At 65.3% G+C, this 23,221-nt stretch carries 22 protein-coding genes; 7 read left to right on the plus strand and 15 right to left on the minus strand.

From position 1 onward, the window contains the following. Positions 1 to 7: 7 nt before the first annotated feature. The 4 genes from AUCHE_RS03745 to AUCHE_RS03760 are packed head-to-tail and all read right to left on the minus strand — an operon-like array spanning position 8 to position 3,730. Positions 8 to 340 carry a non-heme iron oxygenase ferredoxin subunit gene (locus tag AUCHE_RS03745; RefSeq protein ID WP_006501942.1) on the minus strand — a complete coding sequence of 111 codons (333 nt, stop codon included), beginning with the start codon at positions 338 to 340 and terminating at the stop codon, positions 8 to 10. Next, complete coding sequence (sufD, locus tag AUCHE_RS03750) at positions 337 to 1,533, minus strand: Fe-S cluster assembly protein SufD (protein WP_006501943.1); 1,197 nt, start codon at positions 1,531 to 1,533, stop codon at positions 337 to 339. Before sufD ends, AUCHE_RS03745 begins: the two co-directional genes overlap by 4 nt. Further along, positions 1,533 to 2,948: a Fe-S cluster assembly protein SufB gene (gene sufB / locus AUCHE_RS03755; RefSeq protein WP_006501944.1), complete on the minus strand. Its 1,416-nt coding sequence runs from the start codon at positions 2,946 to 2,948 to the stop codon at positions 1,533 to 1,535. Before sufB ends, sufD begins: the two co-directional genes overlap by 1 nt. Continuing rightward, on the minus strand, positions 2,945 to 3,730 hold the full coding sequence (locus AUCHE_RS03760) for a helix-turn-helix transcriptional regulator (RefSeq protein WP_081578121.1): 786 nt from the start codon (positions 3,728 to 3,730) through the stop codon (positions 2,945 to 2,947). Before AUCHE_RS03760 ends, sufB begins: the two co-directional genes overlap by 4 nt. A 150-nt stretch (positions 3,731 to 3,880) precedes the next feature. Here AUCHE_RS03760 and AUCHE_RS03765 point away from each other — a divergent pair, with 150 nt between their 5' ends. The 3 genes from AUCHE_RS03765 (at position 3,881) to AUCHE_RS03775 (ending at position 6,484) form a co-directional block, all read left to right on the plus strand. Continuing rightward, positions 3,881 to 4,579, plus strand: coding sequence for an ABC transporter ATP-binding protein (locus tag AUCHE_RS03765; RefSeq protein WP_006501946.1), 699 nt, complete (start codon positions 3,881 to 3,883; stop codon positions 4,577 to 4,579). Next, entirely contained in the window at positions 4,576 to 5,382 is an 807-nt protein-coding gene (locus AUCHE_RS03770; protein WP_245706799.1) for an ABC-2 transporter permease, read from the plus strand. The genes AUCHE_RS03765 and AUCHE_RS03770 overlap by 4 nt, the downstream gene beginning before the upstream one ends. Before the next feature lie 97 nt (positions 5,383 to 5,479). Next, positions 5,480 to 6,484: a COX15/CtaA family protein gene (locus AUCHE_RS03775; RefSeq protein ID WP_052024795.1), complete on the plus strand. Its 1,005-nt coding sequence runs from the start codon at positions 5,480 to 5,482 to the stop codon at positions 6,482 to 6,484. 53 nt (positions 6,485 to 6,537) lie between these two features. Here AUCHE_RS03775 and AUCHE_RS03780 read toward each other — a convergent pair whose 3' ends face one another. Beyond that, a complete protein-coding gene (locus AUCHE_RS03780) occupies positions 6,538 to 7,512 on the minus strand; it encodes a heme o synthase (protein WP_006501949.1) in 975 nt (324 codons plus the stop codon). Between the two features lie 272 nt (positions 7,513 to 7,784). Between AUCHE_RS03780 and tkt the strand changes: the two genes are divergently transcribed. From tkt to AUCHE_RS03800, 4 genes are read left to right on the plus strand one after another with little or no spacing between them, the layout of a single operon-like run. Then, complete coding sequence (tkt, locus tag AUCHE_RS03785; RefSeq protein WP_006501950.1) at positions 7,785 to 9,935, plus strand: transketolase; 2,151 nt, start codon at positions 7,785 to 7,787, stop codon at positions 9,933 to 9,935. Further along, a complete protein-coding gene (tal, locus tag AUCHE_RS03790; protein WP_006501951.1) occupies positions 9,932 to 11,047 on the plus strand; it encodes a transaldolase in 1,116 nt (371 codons plus the stop codon). Before tkt ends, tal begins: the two co-directional genes overlap by 4 nt. After that, positions 11,048 to 12,592, plus strand: coding sequence for a glucose-6-phosphate dehydrogenase (gene zwf, locus AUCHE_RS03795; RefSeq protein WP_006501952.1), 1,545 nt, complete (start codon positions 11,048 to 11,050; stop codon positions 12,590 to 12,592). Beyond that, positions 12,589 to 13,518 (plus strand): glucose-6-phosphate dehydrogenase assembly protein OpcA, encoded by a 930-nt coding sequence (locus AUCHE_RS03800; RefSeq protein ID WP_006501953.1) that lies wholly within the window; start codon positions 12,589 to 12,591, stop codon positions 13,516 to 13,518. Before zwf ends, AUCHE_RS03800 begins: the two co-directional genes overlap by 4 nt. Before the next feature lie 76 nt (positions 13,519 to 13,594). On the opposite strand, the gene AUCHE_RS16090 is transcribed toward AUCHE_RS03800, so the two are convergent. The 10 genes from AUCHE_RS16090 to AUCHE_RS15495 all read right to left on the minus strand — a co-directional run bounded on the left by AUCHE_RS16090 (position 13,595) and on the right by AUCHE_RS15495 (position 23,216). Then, a complete protein-coding gene (locus tag AUCHE_RS16090; RefSeq protein WP_006501954.1) occupies positions 13,595 to 13,945 on the minus strand; it encodes an RNA polymerase-binding protein RbpA in 351 nt (116 codons plus the stop codon). 63 nt (positions 13,946 to 14,008) lie between these two features. Further along, positions 14,009 to 14,254, minus strand: coding sequence for a preprotein translocase subunit SecG (gene secG, locus AUCHE_RS03805; protein ID WP_006501955.1), 246 nt, complete (start codon positions 14,252 to 14,254; stop codon positions 14,009 to 14,011). 174 nt (positions 14,255 to 14,428) lie between these two features. Next, positions 14,429 to 15,217 (minus strand): triose-phosphate isomerase, encoded by a 789-nt coding sequence (gene tpiA, locus AUCHE_RS03810; protein ID WP_006501956.1) that lies wholly within the window; start codon positions 15,215 to 15,217, stop codon positions 14,429 to 14,431. 3 nt (positions 15,218 to 15,220) lie between these two features. Beyond that, entirely contained in the window at positions 15,221 to 16,429 is a 1,209-nt protein-coding gene (locus AUCHE_RS03815) for a phosphoglycerate kinase (protein WP_006501957.1), read from the minus strand. A gap of 103 nt (positions 16,430 to 16,532) precedes the next feature. Continuing rightward, a complete protein-coding gene (gap, locus tag AUCHE_RS03820) occupies positions 16,533 to 17,537 on the minus strand; it encodes a type I glyceraldehyde-3-phosphate dehydrogenase (RefSeq protein ID WP_006501958.1) in 1,005 nt (334 codons plus the stop codon). Positions 17,538 to 17,812: 275 nt separating this feature from the next. Then, complete coding sequence (gene whiA, locus AUCHE_RS03825) at positions 17,813 to 18,793, minus strand: DNA-binding protein WhiA (RefSeq protein WP_006501959.1); 981 nt, start codon at positions 18,791 to 18,793, stop codon at positions 17,813 to 17,815. Positions 18,794 to 18,849: 56 nt separating this feature from the next. Next, positions 18,850 to 19,794 carry a gluconeogenesis factor YvcK family protein gene (locus AUCHE_RS03830; protein ID WP_006501960.1) on the minus strand — a complete coding sequence of 315 codons (945 nt, stop codon included), beginning with the start codon at positions 19,792 to 19,794 and terminating at the stop codon, positions 18,850 to 18,852. A 1-nt stretch (position 19,795) separates the two neighbouring features. Further along, entirely contained in the window at positions 19,796 to 20,716 is a 921-nt protein-coding gene (gene rapZ / locus AUCHE_RS03835) for an RNase adapter RapZ (protein ID WP_006501961.1), read from the minus strand. A 20-nt stretch (positions 20,717 to 20,736) separates the two neighbouring features. Further along, positions 20,737 to 22,692 (minus strand): excinuclease ABC subunit UvrC, encoded by a 1,956-nt coding sequence (gene uvrC / locus AUCHE_RS03840; RefSeq protein ID WP_006501962.1) that lies wholly within the window; start codon positions 22,690 to 22,692, stop codon positions 20,737 to 20,739. Between the two features lie 50 nt (positions 22,693 to 22,742). Then, complete coding sequence (locus tag AUCHE_RS15495) at positions 22,743 to 23,216, minus strand: Rieske (2Fe-2S) protein (protein ID WP_006501963.1); 474 nt, start codon at positions 23,214 to 23,216, stop codon at positions 22,743 to 22,745. Positions 23,217 to 23,221: the final 5 nt, after the last annotated feature.

Consider the following 23,221-nt stretch of genomic DNA (forward strand, 5'->3'; position numbering starts at 1 on the left):
GGACCGCTCAGATGTTGGTGGGTGTGGAGACGTCGACGAAGATGTCGTCGCCTTCCAGCCGCACGGGATAGACGAGGATGGCCGCGGTTGCTGGCGGGCTTTGCGGTTCTCCGGTTCTCAGGTCGAAGGCGGACCCGTGCAGCCAGCATTCGATGCAGTTGCCGTCGACTTCTCCTTCGGAGAGGCTGACGCTGCCGTGGCTGCATTCGTCTTCGACCGCGTGGATGGTGCCTTCTTCGTCGCGGACGATGGCGATGGCGCTGCGGGCGCCGTCGAGGTCGACTTTGAGCGCGCCGCTGTCCGGGATGTCGGTGGTGCGGCAGGCGTGTTGGAAGCTCATGATCCGGCCTTGGCGAGTTCGTCGTCGACGGCGGACATCAGGTGTTCACTGATTTCTGGGATACCGATCTTCTGGACGATTTCTCCGAAGAAGGCTCGTACGACGAGTTTGCGGGCCTCTGCTTCGGGGATTCCTCTGGCCATGAGGTAGAAGAGCTGTTCGTCGTCGAAGCGGCCGGTGGCGCTGGCGTGTCCTGCGCCGACGATCTCGCCGGTCTCGATCTCCAGGTTGGGTACGGAATCCGCGCGGGCTCCGTCGGTGAGGACGAGGTTGCGGTTGAGTTCGTAGGTGTCGGTGCCTTCGGCTGCTGCGCGGATCAGGACGTCTCCGACCCAGACGGTGTGGGCGGTCTCGCCTTGGAGTGCGCCTTTGTAGACGACGTTGCTGGTGCAGCGCGGGACGGAGTGGTCGACGAAGAGTCGGTGTTCGATGTGTTGGCTGTCGTCGGCGAAGTAGACGCCGAGTCCTTCGAAGGTGCCGCCGGGGCCGGTGTATCGGGCGTTGGTGCCTTGGCGGACGAGGTTCCCGCCGAGGGTGGCGGTGATGTGGCGGACGGTGGCGTCGCGGCCGAGGAGGACGTCGTGTTCGCTGAGGTGGACGGTGTCCTCGTCCCATTCGTGGATGGTGACGATGGTCAGCTGTGCTCCGTCCTGGGCGACGACTTCGACCCGGTCGGTGAGGGTGGCTCTACCGGTGAAGTGCAGGACGACGGTGCCGGTGCTGAAGGGCTCGGCGTGGATGACGGTGTGTCCCGCGGTGGGCCCGGTGGTGCCCTTTCCTTCTTGACGGAGGTAGAAGGGTTCGGTGAGTTCGGTCTCCGTGGGAAGGGTGAGGAGGGTGACTTGGTCGCAGGATTCTTCGGCGAGTGCTGCGGCGCGGTCGGCGGGGAGGCCTGCGGTGGCGCGGGTGCGGGCGTCTTCGCGGGTGGTGGTTTCGTGGCGTACTCGCTGGTCGCCGTGGGTGGTGGGTGCCGGGTGGGGTGTGGGTGTGGTGGTGAGGAGTCCGCGGAGTCGGTCGAGGGGGGTGAAGCGCCATTCTTCTTCGCGTCCGTGGGGTACGGCGAAGTCGTCGGGGTTGTAGGAGGTGGTGCGGTCGGCTCGGGATTGTTCGGGGACGGCGTGTCCGTCGTGCTGGTGGGCGGGTGCGACGTTCGGGGTGGTCGTCGCGGTTTCGGCGGTGGTCTCGATCGGCATCAGCCGACGGCTCCTTCCATCTGCAGCTCGATGAGGCGGTTGAGTTCGAGCGCGTATTCCATGGGTAGTTCGCGTGCGATGGGTTCGACGAAGCCGCGCACGATCATGGCCATGGCTTCTTCTTCGGTCATGCCGCGGGACATGAGGTAGAAGAGTTGGTCGTCGCTGACTTTGGAGACGGTGGCTTCGTGGCCCATTTGGACGTCGTCCTCGCGGACGTCGACGTAGGGGTAGGTGTCGGAGCGGCTGATGTTGTCGACGAGGAGTGCGTCGCATCGGACGGTGCTTCTGGAGCCTTGTGCGCCGTCGAGGATCTGGATGAGTCCTCGGTAGCTGGTGCGTCCGCCGCCTCGGGCTACTGATTTGGAGACGATGGAGCTGGAGGTGTGGGGGGCGGCGTGGACCATTTTGGCGCCGGCGTCCTGGTGCTGGTCTTCGCCGGCGAAGGCGATGGAGAGGGTTTCGCCTTTGGCGTGTTCGCCCAGGAGGAAGACGGCGGGGTATTTCATGGTGACTTTGGATCCGATGTTGCCGTCGATCCATTCCATGGTGGCCCCGGCGTCGCAGGTGGCTCGTTTGGTGACGAGGTTGAAGACGTTGTTGGACCAGTTCTGGATGGTGGTGTAGCGGACGCGGGCGTTCTTCTTGACGATGATCTCGACGACGGCGGAGTGCAGGGAGTCGGATTTGTAGATGGGGGCGGTGCAGCCTTCGACGTAGTGCACGTAGGAGCCTTCGTCCGCGATGATCAGGGTGCGTTCGAACTGGCCCATGTTCTCGGTGTTGATGCGGAAATAGGCTTGGAGGGGGATGTCGACGTGGACGCCCGGGGGGACGTAGATGAAGGAGCCGCCGGACCAGACTGCGGTGTTGAGGGCGGCGAATTTGTTGTCGCCGGGGGGGATGACGGTGCCGAAATATTCTTTGAAGAGCTCTTCGTGTTCGCGTAGTCCGGTGTCGGTATCGACGAAGATGACACCTTTTTCTTCGAGGTCTTCGCGGATCTGGTGGTAGACGACCTCGGATTCGTACTGGGCTGCGACGCCGGCGATGAGGCGTTGTTTCTCGGCTTCGGGGATGCCCAGTTTGTCGTAGGTGGCTTTGATGTCTTCGGGGAGCTCTTCCCAGGTGGTGGCTTGTTTCTCCGTGGATTTCACGAAGTACTTGATGTTCTGGAAGTCGATGCCGGTGAGGTCGCTCCCCCAGCTGGGCATGGGTTTCTTGTCGAAGAGCCGCAGGGACTTGAGTCGGAGTTTGGTCATCCACTCCGGTTCGTTCTTGCGCTGGGAGATGTCGGTGACGACGTCGGTGTTCAGGCCTCGGCGGGCGGAGGCGCCAGCGACATCGCTGTCGGCCCAGCCGTATTCGTATCGGCCTAAATCTTTCAAGCCCGGGTTGAGCTCGTCGATGCTCATCCTTCGCTCCTCTCGGTCTTTTCTTCGTCGCCACTCTGGCGGGGTTGGTGGGCGGCGGTCGTTTCGGTGGTGCCTGCCGGGATGTAGGTGGTGCAGGCGTGTCCTCCGCAGGCCAAGGTGGCGAGTCGTTGGACATGGACGCCCAGCAGACGGGCGAAGGCTTCGGTTTCGGCTTCGCAGAATTGGGGGAATTCTGCGGCGACCTGCTGAACGGGACAGTGTCCTTGGCAGAGCTGGAGGCCGAGGGTGCTGCTGGCCGGGCAGTTGGTGCCGGTGCTGTGGCCGATCGGGCGGGCGGTCGCGGCGAAGCCGTCGGCGGAGAGAGCCGCGGCGAGGGCTTCGGTGCGGCGGGTGATGTCCGGTCCTGCTGCGGAGATGGTGGGCCCGTAGCGTTCTTCGAGGTTCGCGATGCGACGGCGGGCGAAGAGGGTGATGGCTTGGGGGCCGGCTTGTTCGGCGAGGAAGCGGAGTGCCTGGGTGGCGACGTGGTCGTATTCGGTGGTGAGTCCGGCTTGGCTGACGTCGCCGGCGACGTAGGTGCGGGCGGGTCGTCCTGGTCCTCGACGGGTTTCGAGGGCGGGTGCCAGGCGGATCTGTCCGGCGTCCTCGAGGGTGTCCAGGTGTCGGCGGACGCCGGCAGGGGTGAGGCCGAGTTCTTCGGCGAGGGTTCCCGCGGTCACGGGGCCGTGCTCCACTACCGCACGCAGGACCTTCTCGCGGGTGCGTGCGTCCTGGTGGCGGACGCGTGTGGCGTCTCCACCGTGGAGCGGGGCGAAAAACACAACACAAACCTTACCTAATTATTCGGGTGCTTGGTCACCCGCTCGTGGCCGGCAGGGATTCGCGGTGACAGATCGTTGTTTCCGTAGTTGCCCTGGTGGTGGCGGGCCTGTCGGGACGCTCTCGCACCTAGACTTCGGGGCGTGTCCGTTGTGATCGCCGAAAAACTTTGCAAGCGTTTTGGTTCCACCGTCGCGGTGGAGGGAATGAGCTGGTCCGCCCAGCGGGGCGAGGTCACTGTGGTTCTGGGGTCGAATGGTGCGGGGAAGACCACCACGATGGAGTGCCTGGAAGGACTGATCCGTCCGGATGCTGGACGGGTCGAGGTCCTGGGTGTCGACCCCTGGCGAGCGTCGGCGGCTCATCGGGCTCGAGTGGGCGTGATGTTGCAGGACGGGGGGCTGCCGAATGGTGCCCGACCGGTAGCTGTGTTGGCGCATCTTGCACGGTTTTACGAGCGGCCCGTCCCGGTGGAACCCCTGGTTCGACGTCTGGGGATCGACAGGTATGCGCGTACCACTATCCGGAGGCTCTCCGGCGGGCAGCGTCGTCGGGTGGCTTTTGCTGCGGCGCTGGTCGGGTCACCTGAGGTGGTCTTCCTGGACGAGCCGACGTCCGGGTTGGATCCGCATGCACGTCTCGATGTCTACGAGATCGTCCGGGAGCATCGTGATCGTGGGGTGTGCGTGGTGTTGACCACGCATTCCTTCGAGGAGGCCGAGGAGTTGGCGGATCAGGTGGTGGTGGTCCATGGAGGGCGAGCGGTGGCTCGCGGGCCCCTGAGGCAGGTCTGCGGGGGCTCATCTCTTTCGGAGGCATATTTCGCACTCACCGGAAGGGCTCGTGGATGAGTACGTCGACCGGTGGAGGGGATGTCTCGTCTCGTGGCCAGGACGGTCTGCCCGTCGGAGGCGGTGACGCTGCGGCGCCGGGCAGAAGGGTCCTGGCTCAGGCCGGGTTCGACATGGTCACCATTCTGAGTAATGGGGAGCAACTTCTGGTATCTGTGGTTCTTCCGGTGTTTGCGCTGGTGGGCTTGGTTTTTTCTCCTTATCCGGATGTGGGTGGCGGGTCGCGGGTCGAGGTGGTGATGCCCGGCGTGTTGGCATTGGCGTTGCTTTCGTCGGCCTTTACCGGACAGGCCATCGGTACCGGTTTCGATCGGCGTTATGGGGTCTTGCGGTTGTTGGGGACCACTCCCCTGGGCCGGGACGGTTTCTTGTGTGGGCGGGTGCTGGCGGTGTTGTTCATCCAGGTGGTGCAGTTCGCGGTGCTGGGAGTGGCTGGCGGGCTCCTGGGGTGGCGGCCTTCTTGGTCGCTGATTCCTGGGCTGGGGGTGTTCTGGGTGTTGGGTACGTCGACTTTTGTGGCGATGGCGTTGTTGTTGGCCGGGACGTTGCGTGCCGAGGCAGTGCTCGCGTTGGCCAATCTCCTGTGGGTGGTGATGGCCTTCGGCGGAGCTGTCCTGTTACCGGCCCAGGGGTATCCGCGGGTGTGGTCGGTGTTGGTGGGCTTGTTGCCGCCGGGGGCTCTGGGCGAGGGTCTGCGTGCGGCTGCGGGAGGTTCGGTCGCGGTTCTGCCGATGCTCGTCCTGGCGTGTTGGGGTGCGGCGCTGGTTGCTGCCACGGTGCGTTTCTTCCGTTGGTCGGACTGATCGCGGCCCGGGGGGGTGAGGCTGCGTTGAGTGACATGCGGACCGGTCGGCGACCCGTCGTTGCGGTGAGGCCTTCGGTCCCTCTCCGGAACGTACGATGACGCCCGTGACCTCCGACGTATCCCCTGCCCGGCAGACCGACCCCTTTCGGTTGCGGGCGGCACTGATCGCCAATCTTGTCCTCCAAGGCACGATCATCGTCTCCGGTGGGTTGGTCCGGTTGACCGGGTCGGGGCTGGGTTGCCCGACGTGGCCGGAGTGCACGCCCGGATCGTTCACCCCGGTGGCCAAGCAGGCCGAGGGGTGGCATGTGTATGTCGAATTCGGTAACCGGTTGATGACTTTCGTGCTGACTGCGGCGGCCGTCTGGGTGGTGGTGGCAGCTCATCGTCATGGGCGGGCGGTGGGTGGCCCGGAAAGTCGCCGTTTCAGGACGTGGGCGTGGGTGCCGTTGGCCGGGATCTTCGGTCAGGCCGTCGTCGGCGGAGTCATCGTGTTGACCAAACTCGATCCGCGGACAGTGTCTCCACACTTTCTGTTGTCGGTGGCCTTGGTCGCCTACTCGGCATGGCTCCTGGCCTACTACGACAAGGGGTGCCATCCCAGCAGAGCGGTGACCAGCACACTGATGCGTCGGCTGGTCGTGGTCGTGGTTTCGTCCTTTGTGCTGGTGGTCGTTCTGGGTACTGCGGTCACCGGGTCGGGCCCGCATTCCGGGGACGCGGTGGAGAACGTCCGTTTCGGTTTCGACCCGTTGCTGACTTCTCGTCTGCACGCCTTGTCGGTCTGGGTGTTCACGGCGGGGGCCCTCGCCCTGGTCCTGATCTCCCGTCGTGAGTCACGTGATTCAGACCGTCCGGGTGAGTGCCCTCAGGAAGTGCCGCGGTGGTGGACGCTGACCCTGCTGTTGGTGCTGTGCGAAGGTGCTGTCGGTTATCTGCAGTACTTCACCGGGCTTCCGGTCGTCCTGGTGGCCTTCCACATGGGCCTGTCCGCAGTCTTGACCGCTGTGGTCACCTTCGCGGTGATGGCGGGCCGCGCCCCTGCCGCTGAGAGTGTCGCGGTCGAGGTCTGCGACCAGTCGCGAGCGCGGTCGGTGTGATCCGTGGTGGCCGGTCGCGGGCGTGGTGGGTGGCCGGGTCGGTTTTTCGTCTGTCAGGTCAGCGCGGTGAGTGGTAGGTGGACGAGGGGGTCGATGGCTACCGCGATGAAGAGCACCGTCAGGTAGCTGATCGAGTAGTGGAAGAGTCGCATCGGTTTCAGTGAGGCCAGGGAGTCGTTCGCCGGGTTCTTGGCGCGTGAGTGCAGTCGGTGGGCTTCGACGAGGAAGACGATGCCGGAGAGTGCTGCGGTCAGGGTGTAGATCCATCCCATGGGTGCTACGGGGATGAGGGTCAGGGATGTGGTGACGGTGGCCCAGGAGTAGATCACGATCTGGTGTGCGACGTGGAGGTCTTGGGCTACGACGGGGAGCATGGGTACGCCGGCTGCGGCGTAGTCGTCTTTGAAGCGCATCGACAGGGGCCAGTAGTGCGGTGGTGTCCAGAAGAAGACCACGAGGAAGAGGATCACTGGTGTCCAGGTGAGGCTGTCGGTGACGGCTGACCAGCCGATGAGGACTGGCATGCAGCCTGCGGCGCCGCCCCAGACGATGTTCTGGGAGGTTCGTCTTTTCAGGAGCACCGTGTAGAAGCCGACGTAGAGGAAGATCGCGGCGAGGGACAGCCAGGCGGACAGCCAGTTCACGCAGAGGCCCAGGATTGCTACCGAGGCGAGGCCCACGAGGATGCCCAGGGTCAGGGCGCGGCGGGGTGAGATCGCGCCGGTGACCAGGGGGCGGTTTTCCGTGCGGTGCATCAGTCGGTCGATGTCCCGGTCGAGGTAGCAGTTCAGGATGTTGGCGCTGGCGGCGGACAGGGTGCCACCGATCAGGGTTGCTGCGATCAGCCAGGGTGAGGGGATTCCTCGTTGGGCGAGGAACATCACGGGGAAGGTGGTGACGAGGAGGAGTTCGATGATGCGGGGTTTGACCAGCGACATGTAGTCGCCGAAGGTGGCGGCTGGGGCCGGGCCGGTGGCTTCGTGGTCCTCGGTCGGTGCGCTGTGGCGGCGAGGGGGCAGCGTGGTCACGGTGTCCTTCGAGTACCGGAGGCGGTCGGCAGCTTTCTCGACGTCTGGTCGTTGTCGGGAAGCTTTTTCCCCATTCTTCCGTTGAACGAGGTATCGCCAGTCTACGGCGCAGGGGGTGCGCGGGGTGGTGCTCCGAACCCCTGATTTCCAGTGTCTTCAGTGATGGGTACGCTCGAGTGTGGATGTTCCGGTCAGTGCTGCCCGGTACGCCGAACAGCGCCGACGAGTGCGCCCGCAGGTCCGCCTGTGATCTCGCCCAGTGAGGAGAACCAGTGTCTCAGCTACGCCCCTTCGCCCTTCGTGACCAGTCCCTTGCCGCCCCTGTGGCGGAGTCGGTCGGTTGGAGTGATCTCGATGTCCGGGCCGTGGACACCGCGCGCATCCTGGCTGCCGACGCGGTGCAGAAGGTCGGTAACGGGCATCCCGGTACCGCGATGAGTTTGGCGCCGGTGGCCTATCTGCTCTACCAGAACGTCATGAAGTTGGACCCGGCTGATCCGATGTGGTTGGGCAGGGACCGGTTTGTCCTGTCGAATGGGCATTCGAGCCTTACCCAGTACGTTCAGTTGTATCTGGCCGGTATCGGTCTGGAGTTGGATGATCTGAAGGCTTTGCGGACGTGGCGGAGCAAGACTCCGGGGCATCCGGAGGTGCATCACACCACGGGTGTGGAGATCACCACGGGGCCGTTGGGTTCGGGGTTGGCCAGTGCGGTCGGGATGGCGATGGCTCAGCGTCGTCAGCGTGGGATCTTCGATCCTGAGTCGCCGGTCGGGGAGAGCCCTTTCGATCATCATGTGTACGTCGTCGCCGGTGACGGGTGTCTTCAGGAGGGTGTGGCCTCCGAGGCCTGTTCGTTGGCGGGGCATCAGCAGTTGGGCAATCTGACGTTGGTGTACGACTCGAATTACATCTCGATCGAGGATCGTACCGACATCTCCTTCAGCGAGGACGTCGCCGGCCGGTTCACGTCCTATGGGTGGGACGTCCGTCATGTCGACTGGCGTCAGGGCCCGGGGGGTGAGGCCTATGTCGAGGACGTCGACGCCCTGCACGCGGCGATCGAGGAGGGCCGTCGGGTGGCCGACAAACCCACGATCGTCATCCTCGACACGGTGATTGCCTGGCCTGCGCCGACTCTGCAGGACACCGGGAAGTCGCACGGTGCCGCATTGGGCGCCGAGGAGATCCGGGCCACGAAGAAGCTGCTCGGTTTCGACCCCGACGCCGACTTCGCGGTGGACGACGCCGTGATCGCTCACACCCGGGAGGGTTTGGCGGTCCGGGCCCGGGCCGAGCGGGCGCAGTGGGATTCCCGCTTCGAGGCGTGGCGGGCGGCGAACCCGCAGCGGGCGGCGTTGCTCGACCGGGTTCTCGCTCACGAGACGCCTGAAGGTTTCGAGGAGGCGTTCCCGGTCTTCCCCGCGGATGCCAAGGGGATCGCGACCCGTGCCGCGTCCGGGAAGGTCCTGTCGGCGCTGGCCGAGGTCATGCCGGAGTTGTGGGGTGGTTCGGCCGATCTCGCCGAGTCGAACAACACGACGATGGATGGGCAGCCGAGTTTTGTCCCGGCTGAGCACCAGACCCGTTCATGGCAGGGCGGCCCGTACGGGCGCACCTTGCACTTCGGGATCCGGGAGAACGCGATGGGCATGATCCTCAACGGGATCGCTTTGGAGGGTTTGACCCGTCCTTATGGTGGGACCTTCCTGACGTTCTCCGACTTCATGCGTCCGGCCGTGCGATTGGCCGCGCTGCAGAAGATGCCTGCGGTGTTCGTGTGGACACATGATTCTGTCGGTCTGGGTGAGGACGGGCCCACCCATCAGCCGATCGAGCACATCCCCAGCCTGCGGCTCATCCCGAACCTCGAGGTCGTCCGACCTGCCGACGCCAACGAGACCGCTGTGGCATGGCGGACGATCCTGCGCAGTTGGGAGAACCCCAAGGCGATCCTGTTGACACGACAGGCGGTACCCACGGTCGACCGGGAGCGTTATGCCTCTGCCGAAGGTGTCGCCAAGGGCGCCTACGTCCTGGCCGACTGCGAGGGCGAGCCCCAGGTCGTCCTGATGGCCACCGGATCGGAGGTGCAGTTGGCGCTGTCCGCCTACGAGACCTTGTCCGGCGAGGGGATCCGTGCCCGAGTGGTCTCGATGCCGTGCTGGGAGTGGTTCGCCGCTCAGAGCGAGGAATACCGTGAGTCGGTGCTGCCCTCCGGCGTCCGCGCACGGGTTGCCGTCGAGGCCGCGCACTCCGGCCAGTGGCGGGAGTTCGTCGGCGACGCCGGGGTCATCCTGAGCATCGACCACTTCGGCGAGTCTGCTTCAGGTGCGAAACTGTTCGAGGAGTACGGGTTCACGGCGGAGCGTGTCGTCGCCGCCGCCAAGCAGACCATGTCCGCTGTGGAAGGGGCCAGATGACGCAGAACCCACGGCTGGAGCGGCTCGCCGGTGAAGGCGTGTCCGTCTGGCTCGACGACCTGAACCGGGCGATGATCACCTCGGGTGAGCTGGCTTCGCTCGTGGACGACCAGGGCGTGGTCGGTGTCACCACGAATCCGACGATCTTCGCTGGCGCGCTCAGAGACGGGGACGCTTACGCCTCCCAGCTCGTTGAGCTCGCCGGTGAAGGCGTGGGCGTCGACGAGGCGGTATTGGTGATCACGACCGATGACGTCCGGCAGGCTTGCGATGCGCTGCGTCCGGTGTACGACCGGACGCAAGGGCAGGACGGGCGGGTGTCGATCGAGGTCGACCCCCGTCTGGCCCGGGACACGGCGGCGACGGTGGATATGGCTCGCCGGTTGTGGTCCGTCGTGGACCGACCGAATGTGATGATCAAGGTCCCGGCGACGGTCGAGGGGTTGCCGGCCATCTCGACACTCATCGCCGAGGGCATCGATGTGAATGTCACCTTGATCTTCTCGCTGGATCGTTATCGGGCGGTCATGAACGCCTACCTGACGGGTCTGGAGCAGGCCCGTCAGGCGGGGCGTCCGTTGGACCGCATCCATTCGGTGGCGTCCTTCTTCATCAGCCGCGTCGACAGTGACATCGACGCGCGGTTGGACGAATTGGGTTCCTCGGAGGCTGCGGCTCTGCGGGGCAGAGCGGGTATCGGCAACGCCTGTCTGGCCTATCAGGCTTATGCGGAAACCTTCAGTACGCCCCGGTGGGCGAATCTCGCCGATGACGGGGCCCGCCCCCAACGCCCGTTGTGGGCTTCCACCGGGGTGAAGGATCCCTCCTATCCGGACACGATGTACGTGACCGGGTTGGTGGCACCGGGGACGGTGAACACGATGCCTCGGGCGACATTGGCTGCGGTGGCCGACCACGCCGAGATCCTCGGTGACGTGATGACCGATTCGGTCGAGTCCGCAGCAACGGTCCTGGACGATCTGGAACGGCTGGGGATCTCGTACACCGAGGTCGTGGAGAAGTTGGAGACCGAGGGCTTGGTGAAGTTCGAGGACTCCTGGTCCGAGCTGTTGTCCTCGGTGGAGTCCGAGCTCAGGAAAGTGCGTGACTGAATGAGTCCTGCTCAGATCACTCCCGGTGTCAATCCGTTGCGGGATACGCGGGACAAGCGTCTCCCACGGATCGCCGGCCCGTGTGCGATGGTGATGTTCGGGGTGACCGGTGACCTCGCCCGTAAGAAGCTCCTCCCGGCGATCTACGATCTCGCGAACCGAGGGTTGTTGCCGCCAGGATTCTCACTGGTGGGTTTCGGTCGGCGGGACTGGCGCGACGAGGACTTCGCCGCTGTCGTGCACGAGGCGGTGCGGGCCCATGCTCGCACCGCCTTCCGAGAGGAGGTGTGGCGTCAGCTCCTCGAAGGTGTTCGTTTCGTCTCGGGAGCCTTCGACGACGACGACGCTTTCGACCGGCTCAGCGCCACCGTGAAGGAGCTCGACGAGCAACGTGGCACCGGAGGCAATCACGCCTTCTACCTGTCGATCCCTCCGTCTTATTTCGGTCCGGTGTGTCAACAGCTGCAGCGTTCTGGGCTGGCGTCCTCCAGGGAGGATGCCTGGCGCCGGGTGATCATCGAGAAACCTTTCGGCGACGACCTCGCCAGCGCCCGGATACTGAACGAGATCGTGGAGGACGTCTTCCCCGCCGACTCGGTCTTCCGGATCGACCACTACCTGGGGAAGGAAACCGTCCAGAACTTGTTGGCCCTGCGTTTCGCCAACGAACTGTTCGAACCGATCTGGAACAGCAACCACATCGACCATGTGCAGATCACCATGGCGGAGGACATCGGGATCGGAGGACGTGCCGGTTACTACGACGGGATCGGCGCGGCGAGGGATGTCATCCAGAACCATCTGCTGCAGCTGTTGGCCTTGACCGCGATGGAGGAGCCGATCTCCTTCGCAGCGCATCATCTGCGCGCCGAGAAGGAGAAGGTCCTCTCCGCGGTCAGGCTCGCCGGCCCGGTGGAACAGGCTACGGCTCGCGGACGTTATGGCGCGGGCTGGCAGGGCGGTGTCCCGGTGGGGAGCTATGCCGATGAACACGGTGTCGACGTGAACTCGACGACCGAGACCTTTGCCGCGTTGAAACTCGTTGTGGAGACTCGGCGGTGGGCAGGGGTGCCTTTCTACCTGCGCACCGGGAAGAGACTGGCCAAACGGGTCACCGAGATCGCCCTGGTCTTCAAGAGAGCACCGCATCTACCTTTCGACGAGACCGATGCCGAGGAGCTCGGACAGAATGCGATCGTCATCCGGGTCCAGCCCGACGAGGGAGTGACCATGCGTTTCGGTGCGAAGGTACCCGGAGCGCAGATGGAGGTCCGGGAGGTCTCCATGGATTTCGGATACGGACGCTCCTTCACCGAGTCCAGCCCGGAAGCCTACGAACGGTTGATCCTCGACGTGTTGTTGGGTGACCCGCCGTTGTTCCCCCGACACGAGGAGGTCGAACTGTCCTGGCAGATCCTCGACCCGGTGACCCGGGCTTGGGCGCTCTCCCCCGAACGGCCACAGACGTACCCGGCGGGGCAGTGGGGCCCGCAGAGTGCGCACGACATGCTGTCCCGTGACGGCCGCGTCTGGAGGATGCCATGATTGTGGATCTGCCTGGTACCACCGTCGGGGCCCTGTCCTCCCGGCTGCAGGGGCTACGTGAGGACACCGGCGCGATGGCGTTGAGCAGGGTATTGACCCTGGTCATCGTCGTGGACGATGAACATGCCGAAGAGACTCTGCGCGTCGCGACTCAGGCGACCCACCAACATCCCAGTCGGATCGTCTGTGTGGTCAACAGCACCCGACGGGGCAAGAACAGGATCGACGGACAGATCAGGGTCGGTGGTGACGCCGGGGCTTCGGAGATCGTCGTCCTGAGGCTGTTCGGGGAAGTGAACGGCCACGCCGAATCTGTGGTACTGCCCTTCCTGCTCCCGGATTCACCGGTCGTGGCCTGGTGGCCGCAGAATGCTCCGAAGAATCCGGCACAGGATCCGGTCGGAGCTCTGGCCCGCCGCCGGATCACCGACGCGGAGCATTCCTCCGACCCGTTGAAGGCGATCTTCGCCCGTCCGAGAACATATGCCGCCGGTGATACCGATCTGGCCTGGACCAGGGTCACCAGGTGGAGGGGTGTCCTCGCGGCCGCTCTGGAACAGCCGCCTTTCGAGCCGGTCATCCATGTCACCGTCTGCGGTGGAGAGGATTCCGCGTCCACGGACCTGATCGCAGGCTGGCTGGCCCATCGTCTGGAATGCTCGGTGACCCGCGAACGAGCCGCTCCTGGCGCAGGCCTGCTGTCGGTCGTCCTGGAACGGGAAAGCGGCGCGTTGGAACTGACCCGCCCGGACGGACTGGTGGCGGTGCTCTCCCAGCCCGGACAACCAGTGCGTCGGATCGCCCTGGCCCGACGGACCGACGAGGAATGTCTCGCCGACGAGCTTGCCCGGTTGGACCCGGACGAGGTCTACGAAGAGTCCTTGGTGAAAGGTCTTCCCCTGGTCAAGGGGGCGGCCGAGAGCTGATCTGCGATATTCAAAAACGGCTGGGGCCGGGGACCATCAAGATGGTCCCCGGCCCCAGCCGTATCGAAAAGTACGATCAGCTGCCGGTCGTGCGCTTGCGCAGCGCTCCGAGGGCCTCTGCCAAGATCGCTTCCCCGTCGGCGTCAGTACGCCTTTCCTTCACATAGGCCAGGTGGGTCTTGTACGGCGCATGTCTTAAGGCGTCCGGGGGACACTCCCGGTCCTGCCCTGCTGGGAAACCGCATCGGGGGCAGTCCCAGGTAGCGGGGGTGTTGGATTCTGCTTCGGCAGAGAAACTGAGTCGGGTCTCGTGTCCGTTGGCACACCAGTAGGTCACATCGACCCGTGGCGCGGATTCCCCTCTTTCGCTCTCCCCCATGGGCCCTGCACCGATTCTGCTACCGCGAATCGCACTGGCACCGGTCATCGGAGCTCCTCAAGAAAAATGTCCGGCACAGCCCCGTCGGAGGCAGCGCCGGACAAGGACGGATCAGCCTTTGAAACGTTCCAGAAGTCCGAGCCCCACGATGCAGACGAACCACATCAGGGCGATAGCGATGGTGATCCGGTTGAGGTTCCGCTCGGCAACGGAGGATCCGCCCATGGTGTTGGAGAAACCACCACCGAACATGTCGGACATTCCTCCACCTTTGCCCTTATGCAAGAGGATCAGGAAGGTCAGGAAGATGCAACCCAACACCAGGAAGACCTGGAGCGCGATCTTCAAAACATCCACTCGTGCGCCACCTTGTCCTTAGCACGGAGAACTTGTCTCGGGGAATACCCCGACCGCTGCAGAGCTTACCGGACGCTCCTGCCCTCGCCGACCCGGTCGGCCGGCCCGAGGCGGCGACACGCTTTGGTGAGCCGTCCCGGACCTGCCGACATGCGAGGACCTGCAGGTCCTGAGTCAGTTCTTCGCGGCCTCGAACCCGCAGATCGCCGCGAATTCTTCCGGCTGCAGCGAAGCCCCGCCGACCAATGCGCCGTCCACATCCGGTTTGGCCATGATGGCGCTCACATTGCCGGACTTGACCGAACCTCCGTAGAGCACACGGATCCCATCGGCGATCTCCTGGCCGTACAACTCGGCGAGCTTCACCCGAATGGCGCCACAGACCTCCTGGGCGTCCTCGGGCGTGGCGACCTCGCCGGTGCCGATCGCCCAGATGGGTTCGTAAGCCACCACGATCGAAGCAGCCTGCTCAGCGGGAACACCCTGCAGATCGGCTTCGATCTGGGTCAGGACGTGGGCGACCTGGCCGCCGGCCTTCCGGACGTCGAGGCCCTCGCCGCAGCACAGGATCGGCGTGAGCCCGTGCTCGTAGGCCGCCTTCACCTTCGCATTGAGCAGCTCGTCGGACTCGCCGTGGTACTCACGACGTTCGCTGTGCCCGATGATGACGTAGGTGCATCCCAGCTTGGACAGCATCGGACCGGAGATCTCACCGGTGTAAGCGCCCTCGGTGTGCCGAGAGATGTCCTGCGCGCCATAACGCAGCTCGAGTTTGTCACCCTCCACCAGGGTCTGCACGGTACGCAGGTCGGTGAACGGCGGGCAGACCGCGACTTCCACCTCGGTGAAGTCGTGCTTGGCGTCCTTCAACGACCAGTCCAGCTTCTGCACCAGATGCGTCGCCTGCAGGTGGTCGAGGTTCATCTTCCAGTTGCCCGCCATCAGCGGGGTACGGGTCGTCACTGTTCAGCTCTCCAGGATCTCGATGCCGGGGAGGGTCTTCCCCTCCAGGTACTCAAGGCTTGCTCCACCGCCGGTGGAGATGTGACCGAACTGGTCGTCGGTGAAGCCAAGCTGGCGCACTGCGGCAGCGGAGTCGCCCCCGCCGACCACGGTCAACGCCCCGGATGCCGTTGCATCGACCAGCGCTTGCCCCACAGCCTTGGTTCCGCCGGAGTAAGGCGCCATCTCGAACGCCCCCATCGGGCCGTTCCAGAAAACCGTCTTGCAGTCGACGATCTTGCTCGCGAACAGTTCTCGGGACTTCGGACCGATATCCAGGCCCATCCAGTCCGCGGGGATCTCATCGGAGGAGACGATCTTCGTCTCGACCTGGTCGGAGAACTCCGGCGCGATCACCGTGTCGATCGGCAGCACGATCTCCACACCCTTGGCCTCGGCCTCGGCGAGATAAGCCGCGCAGGTCTCGACCTTCTCCGGGTCCAACAAGGACGTCCCGACCTCGTAGCCCTTCGCCTTGAGGAAGGTGTAGGCCATACCGCCACCGATGATGAGCCGGTCGGCGGTCTTCATCAGATTGGCGATGACAGCCAGCTTGTCGGCTACCTTCGCGCCGCCCAGTACGACGGCATAGGGTCGCTTGGGCTCCTGGGTCAGACGCTTCAGGACCTCGACCTCGGTGCCCACGAGCCCGCCGGCGAAGTGCGGCAGCCGGGTCGCCACGTCGTAGACGCTGGCCTGTTTGCGATGCACCACACCGAATCCGTCGGAGACGAAGAAGTCCGCGAAGGCCGCGAGCTCGTCGGCGAAGGCGCCCCGCTCGGATTCGTCCTTGCTGGTCTCCCCCGCGTTGAAACGCAGGTTCTCCAGGAGCGCGATCTCACCGTCCTGGAGGTCGGCGACGGCCTTCTTCGCCGATTCGCCCACCGTGTCGGTGGCGAAGCGAACAGTGGTGCCGAGCAGCTCGGAGAAACGGTCCACGACGGGAGCCAAGGAGTACTTCGCCTCGGGCGCACCTTTGGGACGGCCCAGGTGAGCGACGACGACGACGGCGGCACCAGCAGAGGCCAGAGCCTTGATCGTCGGCACGGATGCGCGCAGGCGCCCGTCGTCCGTGATGTTCTTGGCGTCGTCGAGCGGGACGTTCAGGTCGCTGCGGACGAGCACGCGTTTGCCGTGCAGGTCCTGCCGGAGCAGGTCCTCCGTGGTCTTCATGGTTCTCCTCGCGAAAGGGCGGTAGATGTCGTGGGAATACGCCCGTGCGCCGGGTGGCCGGGGGGCCGCCCGGCGCACGGGGTCGTTCAGCGCAGTCGCGTGATCAGAGCTTGCTGGCGACCAGCGAGGTGAGGTTAACGAGCTGGTTGCTGTAGCCCCACTCGTTGTCGTACCACCCGACGACCTTGACCTGGTTCCCGATGACCTTGGTCAGCTGGGCGTCAAAGATGCAGGCTGCGGGGTCGGTCTCGATGTCCTTGGAGACGATCGGGTCCTCGGTGTACTTCAGGATGCCCTGGAGGCGTCCGCTCTCGGCGGCGGCCTTGATGAGGGCGTTGACCTCTTCGACAGTGGTCTCGCGAGACGCTTCGAAGGTGAGGTCGGTCGCGGAGCCGGTGGGCGTGGGCACGCGCATCGCGTAACCGTCGAGCTTGCCCTTCAGCTCAGGCAGAACCAGGGCGACCGCCTTGGCGGCGCCGGTGGTGGTCGGCACCATGTTCAGGGCGGCGGCGCGGCTGCGACGCAGGTCCTTGTGCGGGCCGTCCTGCAGGTTCTGGTCCTGCGTGTACGCGTGGATGGTGGTCATGAGCCCCTTGACGATGCCCAGACCGTCGTTGAGCACCTTGGCCATCGGCGCGAGGCAGTTGGTGGTGCAGGAGGCATTGGAGATGATCGTCTGGGAACCGTCGTACTGGTCCTCGTTGACACCCATGACCACGGTGAGGTCTTCGTTCTTCGCGGGAGCGGAGATGATGACCTTCTTGGCGCCGGCCTCGATGTGGGCCTTGGCCTTGGTGGCGTCGGTGAAGAAACCGGTCGACTCGATCACGATGTCGACGTTGTTGGTGCCCCAGGGCAGCTGAGCCGGGTCGCGCTCTTCGAAGGCGAGGATCTTCTTGCCGTCCACGGTGATGGAGGTCTCGTCGAAGGTGACCTCACCGGGGAAACGTCCCAGGATCGAGTCGTACTTGAGCAGGTGTGCCAGCGTCTTGTTGTCGGTCAGGTCGTTGACCGCCACGATCTCGATGTCCGCGCCGGACGCCACGACAGCGCGGAAGAAGTTGCGGCCAATACGGCCAAAGCCATTGATACCAACGCGAACAGTCACGTTCTTGCCTTCCTGGTGTGCCTTTCACGGTCCGGCGAGGGGCCTGGCGTCCATCCATGGAGGGCGTCTATGGCGCTCAGACAGTGGACGTCGAGCCGATACGCCGTCGTACGACACCACCGACCCTAACGGTTTCCTGCGGGAGTTCACACCTCGGGGGCCGGGACGTAAGGCCCACATCGGCGTTCGGTGCGCCGAACTGTCATCGGAGGACGCTGGGGAGTCGGCCGTTCCCGTCAGGTGATAGCTGTCTGATTTCGTTCTGGGACAAGGGATCAGGCATCCAAAAGCTCTTCTGAGAGACCTGCTTCGGTGCCGGGGATCCCCAACTCCGCGGCCCGCTTGTCTGCCATGGCCAGGAGCCGTCGGATCCGACCGGCGACAGCATCCTTGGTCATCGGCGGTTGAGCCAGCGAACCCAACTCCTCGAGACTGGCCTGTTTGTGGTCGAGCCGGAGCTGCCCCGCCTCACGCAGATGGTCGGGAACCTCCTCACCGAGGATCTCCAAAGCCCGGTTGACCCGCGCACCCGCGGTCACCGCGGCTCGAGCCGATCGGCGCAGGTTCGCGTCGTCGAAATTGGCCAATCGGTTCGCCGTCGCCCGGACCTCACGCCGCATCCGACGCTCTTCCCAGGCCAGGACCGCGTCATGGGCGCCCATCCGGGTGAGGATCGCACCGATGGCATCGCCGTCCCGGATCACCACTCGGTCCACCCCGCGCACCTCACGGGCCTTGGCCTGAATACCCAGTCTGCGTGCTGCACCCACCAGGGCGAGCGCAGCCTCAGGGCCGGGGCAGGTGACTTCCAAGGAGCTGGATCGGCCGGGTTCGGTGAGGGAGCCGTGTGCGAGAAAGGCTCCGCGCCAGGCGGCTTCGGCGTCGGATGCGGCGCCGTTGACGACACGGGGCGGGAGGCCGCGGACCGGTCGTCCTCGTTGGTCGACGAGTCCGCTCTGGCGGGCGAGTGCTTCGCCGTCGGCGTCTACGCGGACGACATAGCGGTTGCCTTTGCGGAGACCGGATTCGGAGACGACGACGAGTTCAGAGGTGTGTCCGTAGACCTCGGTGATGTCCTTGCGGAGTCGGCGTGCCGCGGATGCGGTGTCGAGTTCCGCCTCGACCACGATGCGGCCGGCGATGAGGTGTAGTCCTCCGGCGAAGCGCAGTATCGCCGAGACCTCGGCCTTGCGGCAGCTGGGTTTGGTCACCGGCAGGCGGCTCAGTTCGTCCTTGACATTCGCGGTCATGGCCATGCCGTCCATAGTGCCACTGCAACAGGGACCTTCGGTCCGAGATCCCGGATCGGGAGTTACCCTCCGAAGACATCGCGGTAGGCCGCCGCCAGTCGGAGGACGTCGTGGACGGAGGGGCGGTCGGTGGCGGCGACTCCGGCGACGACCAGTTCGGCACCGAGCGCTGCTGCTGCCGACTCGACCCGGTCTCGGTCGTCGATGACCCGGGGGTCGGCCAGGACGACGTCGAGTCGGAGGTCGGGCGCGTAGGAGGCCAGGACCTCCAGGTGGCGGGCCGCGGTGAAGCCTTGGGTCTCGGTGGTGTTCATTTCCACGTTCAGGGTGAGTAGCCGGTGGGCCGAGGTGTCGGTGAGGGCTCGGGCGAGGTCGGGGACGAGGAGGTGGGGCATGACGGAGGTGAACCAGGATCCCGGGCCGAGGACGACCCACTCGGCGTCGTGGACCGCGGTGACCGCTTCGGGGTGGGCCGGGGGGTCGGCGGGTTCGAGGCTGATGTCGAGGACCTTGCCGCGGGTCTTGGCGACGGCGGCCTGGCCGTGGACCGTGACGATGCCGTTCGGGGTGTCGGGGTCGAGTCCTCGGACGTGGGCGGAGATGGCCAGTGGGGTGGCGGCCATGGGCAGGACCCGCCCTCGGGCGTTGAGGAGTCGGGCCACCACGTCGAGGCCTTGGACGGTGTCGCCGAGTAGGTCCCAGAGCGCGACGATCAGCAGGTTGCCCACGGCGTGTCCGCCCAGGGGTCCGTTGCCCTCGAAGCGGTGTTGCAGGACGTCGCCCCACAGCTGTCCCCAGGCCGAGTCGTCGCACAGTGCGGCCAAGGCCATGCGGAGGTCACCGGGCGGGGGGATGTCGTATTCGCTTCGGAGGCGGCCGCTGGAGCCGCCGTCGTCTGCGACGGTCACCACCGCGGTGATGTCGTCCGATACGTGGCGTAGCGCGGCGAGAGAGGCTGCTAGCCCATGTCCTCCTCCCAAGGCGACGACAGATGGCCGTCCTGGCATGTCATTCCCGTCCGAGGTCACGATGGAAGAGAATGGTGGCGATCTCCGGGGTGTGCAAGCGGAGGGCCAGTCTTTCGGCGACGGCGACCGAACGGTGTTTACCTCCGGTGCACCCGATGGCGACGGTGATGTACCGGCGTCCTTCGTGGAGATAGCCCGCCAGCATCGGTTCCATGAGGGAGACCAGACGGTCCACGAACTCCAGCGCACACGGTTGGGACATGACATAGGAGGCGACGGCTTCGTCCCGTCCTGTCGAGCTGCGGAGCTCGGGGATCCAGTACGGATTGGGCAGGAAGCGCATGTCGAAGACGAGGTCCGCGTCCAGGGGGACGCCGTATTTGAACCCGAAGGAGACCAGCGCGATCCGCAGCCGGGTGCTGCTGGTGCCTCCCATCACGTCGCGGACCTTCGCCGAGAGCTGGTGGACGTTCAGGCCTGAGGTGTCGACCACCAGGTCGGAGTCTGCGCGGAGGTCCGCCAGTTTGTCCCGCTCGGCCTGGATACCGTCCAGCAGCCGGCCGTCCCCCTGGAGAGGGTGGGGGCGGCGCACGCTCTCGAAGCGACGGATCAGGGACTCGTCGTTCGCGTCGATGAAGATGACCCGAGGTTGCATCCCCATCGACCGCAAGGAGGAGAGTGCCTCCTGGAAGTCGTTGAAGAACCCTCGTGAACGGGCGTCGACCACGGCAGCGAGCCTGGTCACGGTGGATGTGGGGCCTGCGCTGAGCTGTGCCAGCTGAGGGAGCATCGACGCGGGCAGGTTGTCGACGACATACCAGCCGAGGTCCTCCAGGGCGTGCGCGGCCGTCGAACGTCCGGCGCCGCTCATCCCGGTGACGATCGTCAGTTCCAACTCCGCAGAGTGTTCGTCGACCGGCGCCGGTGGAGCGTCCGGTCGGGTCTTCGTCGAGTCGGTCATGTGGTCCCCTCCCGTTGTGTTCACTCCAGGATCTCACCGGTTTCTGCATGAATCGGAGGAACTCGTGTCCGCTCGGCTGATCTCAGATGCTCGGACACCGTCCTGGCCAGGGCAGGACCTATCCCGGGTGCGGTCGACAGCTCCTCCGGAGTTGCCTCGCGCAGGGCACGGACGGTACCGAAGGCGTCCAGGAGCGCCTGGCGCCGGGCCGGGCCCAGGCCGGGGATATCGTCGAGGTCACTGGCGGTCATGCTTTTCGAGCGGCGTTTACGGTGGAAGGTGATCGCGAAACGGTGGGCTTCGTCCCGGACCCGTTGCAACAGGAAGAGCCCGTCGCTGTGCCGAGGAAGCACCACCGGGAACTCTTCACCGGGCAGCCAGATCTCCTCGAGTCGTTTGGCCAGGCCGACGACCGGCAGGTCGACGACCCCCGCGTCGGCGAGCGCACGGTGTGCCGCGTTGACCTGGGGTGCTCCCCCGTCGACTACGACGAGGTGCGGGGCATAGGCGAAGCGGCGTGGACGTCCGGTGTCCGGATCGATCTTCGAGGATGCCTCGGTGTTCTCGGGGCGGCCGTCCTGTGGGGGGCGGCGGAAACGTCGGGTGAGGACCTCGTGCATGGCTGCGGTGTCGTCATTGCGTCCGGTGGGTCCTTCGCCGTGGACGATGAACCTGCGGTATTCGTTCTTGCGGGGTAGGCCGTCTTCGAAGACGACCATCGAGGCCACGACGTCGGTGCCTTGGATGTGGGAGACGTCGAAGCATTCGATGCGCAGGGGCGCGGTGTCCAGTCCGAGTGCTTCCTGGAGTTCGGCGAGGGCTTGTCCACGTGCGGTGAGATCGCCGGAGCGGGTGACCTTGTGTCTGGCCAGGGCTTGTTCTGCGTTGCGGGTCACGGTGGCGGTCAGGGTGGCTTTGTCTCCTCGGCGTGGGGACCGGAGTGTCACCCGTCCGCCTCTGAGTCGGGAGAGCCAGTCCTCGAAGACGGCGGGGGGTTCTGGGAGGTCGGGGACGAGGACTTCGCGGGGTACGGATTCGCCGGATTCGCCGCCGTAGATCTGTTGCAGGAGGTGCCCGATGAGTGCGGGGTTGTCCTCGTCTTCCCGTTCGGTGATCCATCCTCGTTGGCCTCTGATACGGCCTCCTCTGACGTGGAAGACCTGGACGGAGGCTTCGAGTTCGTCTCCGGCGAAACCGAAGACGTCGGCGTCTGTGGCGTCGGGGAGAACCACGGCGGATCGTTCCATCGTTTTCTGCAGCGCGGTTCGTCGGTCTCGGAGTCGGGCGGCTTCTTCGAAGCGTAGGTCTGTGGCAGCGGCGTGCATCTGTTTCTCGAGTTCGCGGACGAAACGTCCGGTGTCGCCGGCGAGGAAGGAACACAGGTCCGCGGCGACGGCACGGTGGTCGGAGGCGTTGATCCGGCCTACGCAGGGTGCGGTGCATTTGTCGATGTAGCCGAGCAGGCACGGACGTCCGGACAGGTGGGCTCGGCGGAAGACGGTGGCGGTGCATGTCCGGACGGGGAAGACGCGGAGGAGTTCGTCGAGGGTTTCTCGTAGGGCCCAGACGTGGGCGTAGGGGCCGAAATAGCGGGTGCCTGGTTTCTTGGCTCCGCGGAAGACGTGTGCGCGGGGGAATTCGTCCGACATGGAGACGGCGAGATAGGGGTAGGACTTGTCGTCCCGGTATTTGACGTTGAATCGGGGGTCGAATTCCTTGATCCAGCTGTATTCCAGTTGTAGCGCTTCGACCTCGGTCGTCACCGTTGTCCATTCGACGGCGGCTCCGGTGCAGACCATGCGTCGGGTGCGTGGGTGGAGCCGGGTCAGGTCCTGGAAGTAGGAGGAGAGTCGGGCGCGGAGGTTCTTGGCCTTGCCGACGTAGATGACCTGCCCGTTGTCGTCGCGGAAGCGGTAGACCCCGGGGTCGGTGGGGATCTCGCCGGGGCGCGGTCGGTATGTCGATGGGTCGGCCACGAGGCACAGCGTACGACGAGGGGTACGTCTGGGGGTGTGTGCTGGTCGGGTCAGGCCAGGGTGACTTTGTCTCCGTCGACGGTGGCTTTTGCGGGGGTCAGGCCGGTGCTCGCGGGGCCGACTTTGACTTTTCCGTCTTTGGGGTCGAATTCGCTGCCGTGGAGGGCACAGCGTAGGTTTCCGCGGCTGGAGATGTCGGTGATCCTGGCTCCTTGGTGGGGGCAGATGTCGCTGAAGACGACGTAGCTCCCGGCCTCGGGTTGGGCGAGGATGACGCCTTCGCCGAGGACTGCTGCCTTTCCGACGTCGACCTTGTTGCTTTTCACCGCGTCGGTGATCTTCTGGGTGGCGGCGGGCGAAAGTGAACGGGGCGCGCTGGGGGGTGTGTTGGCGGAGGGTCCGCCTTTGTCGCCGCATCCGGTCAGGAGGGTGACGGTCGCTCCGGCGATGGTAAGGGTCGTTCCGGCCCGGAGCATGTCACGGCGGCTGAGGACGGGGGCGGTGTGGGAACCGGTGGCGGTCATGTTCC

This window comes from Austwickia chelonae NBRC 105200 (genome assembly GCF_000298175.1).
Classification (GTDB): domain Bacteria; phylum Actinomycetota; class Actinomycetes; order Actinomycetales; family Dermatophilaceae; genus Austwickia; species Austwickia chelonae.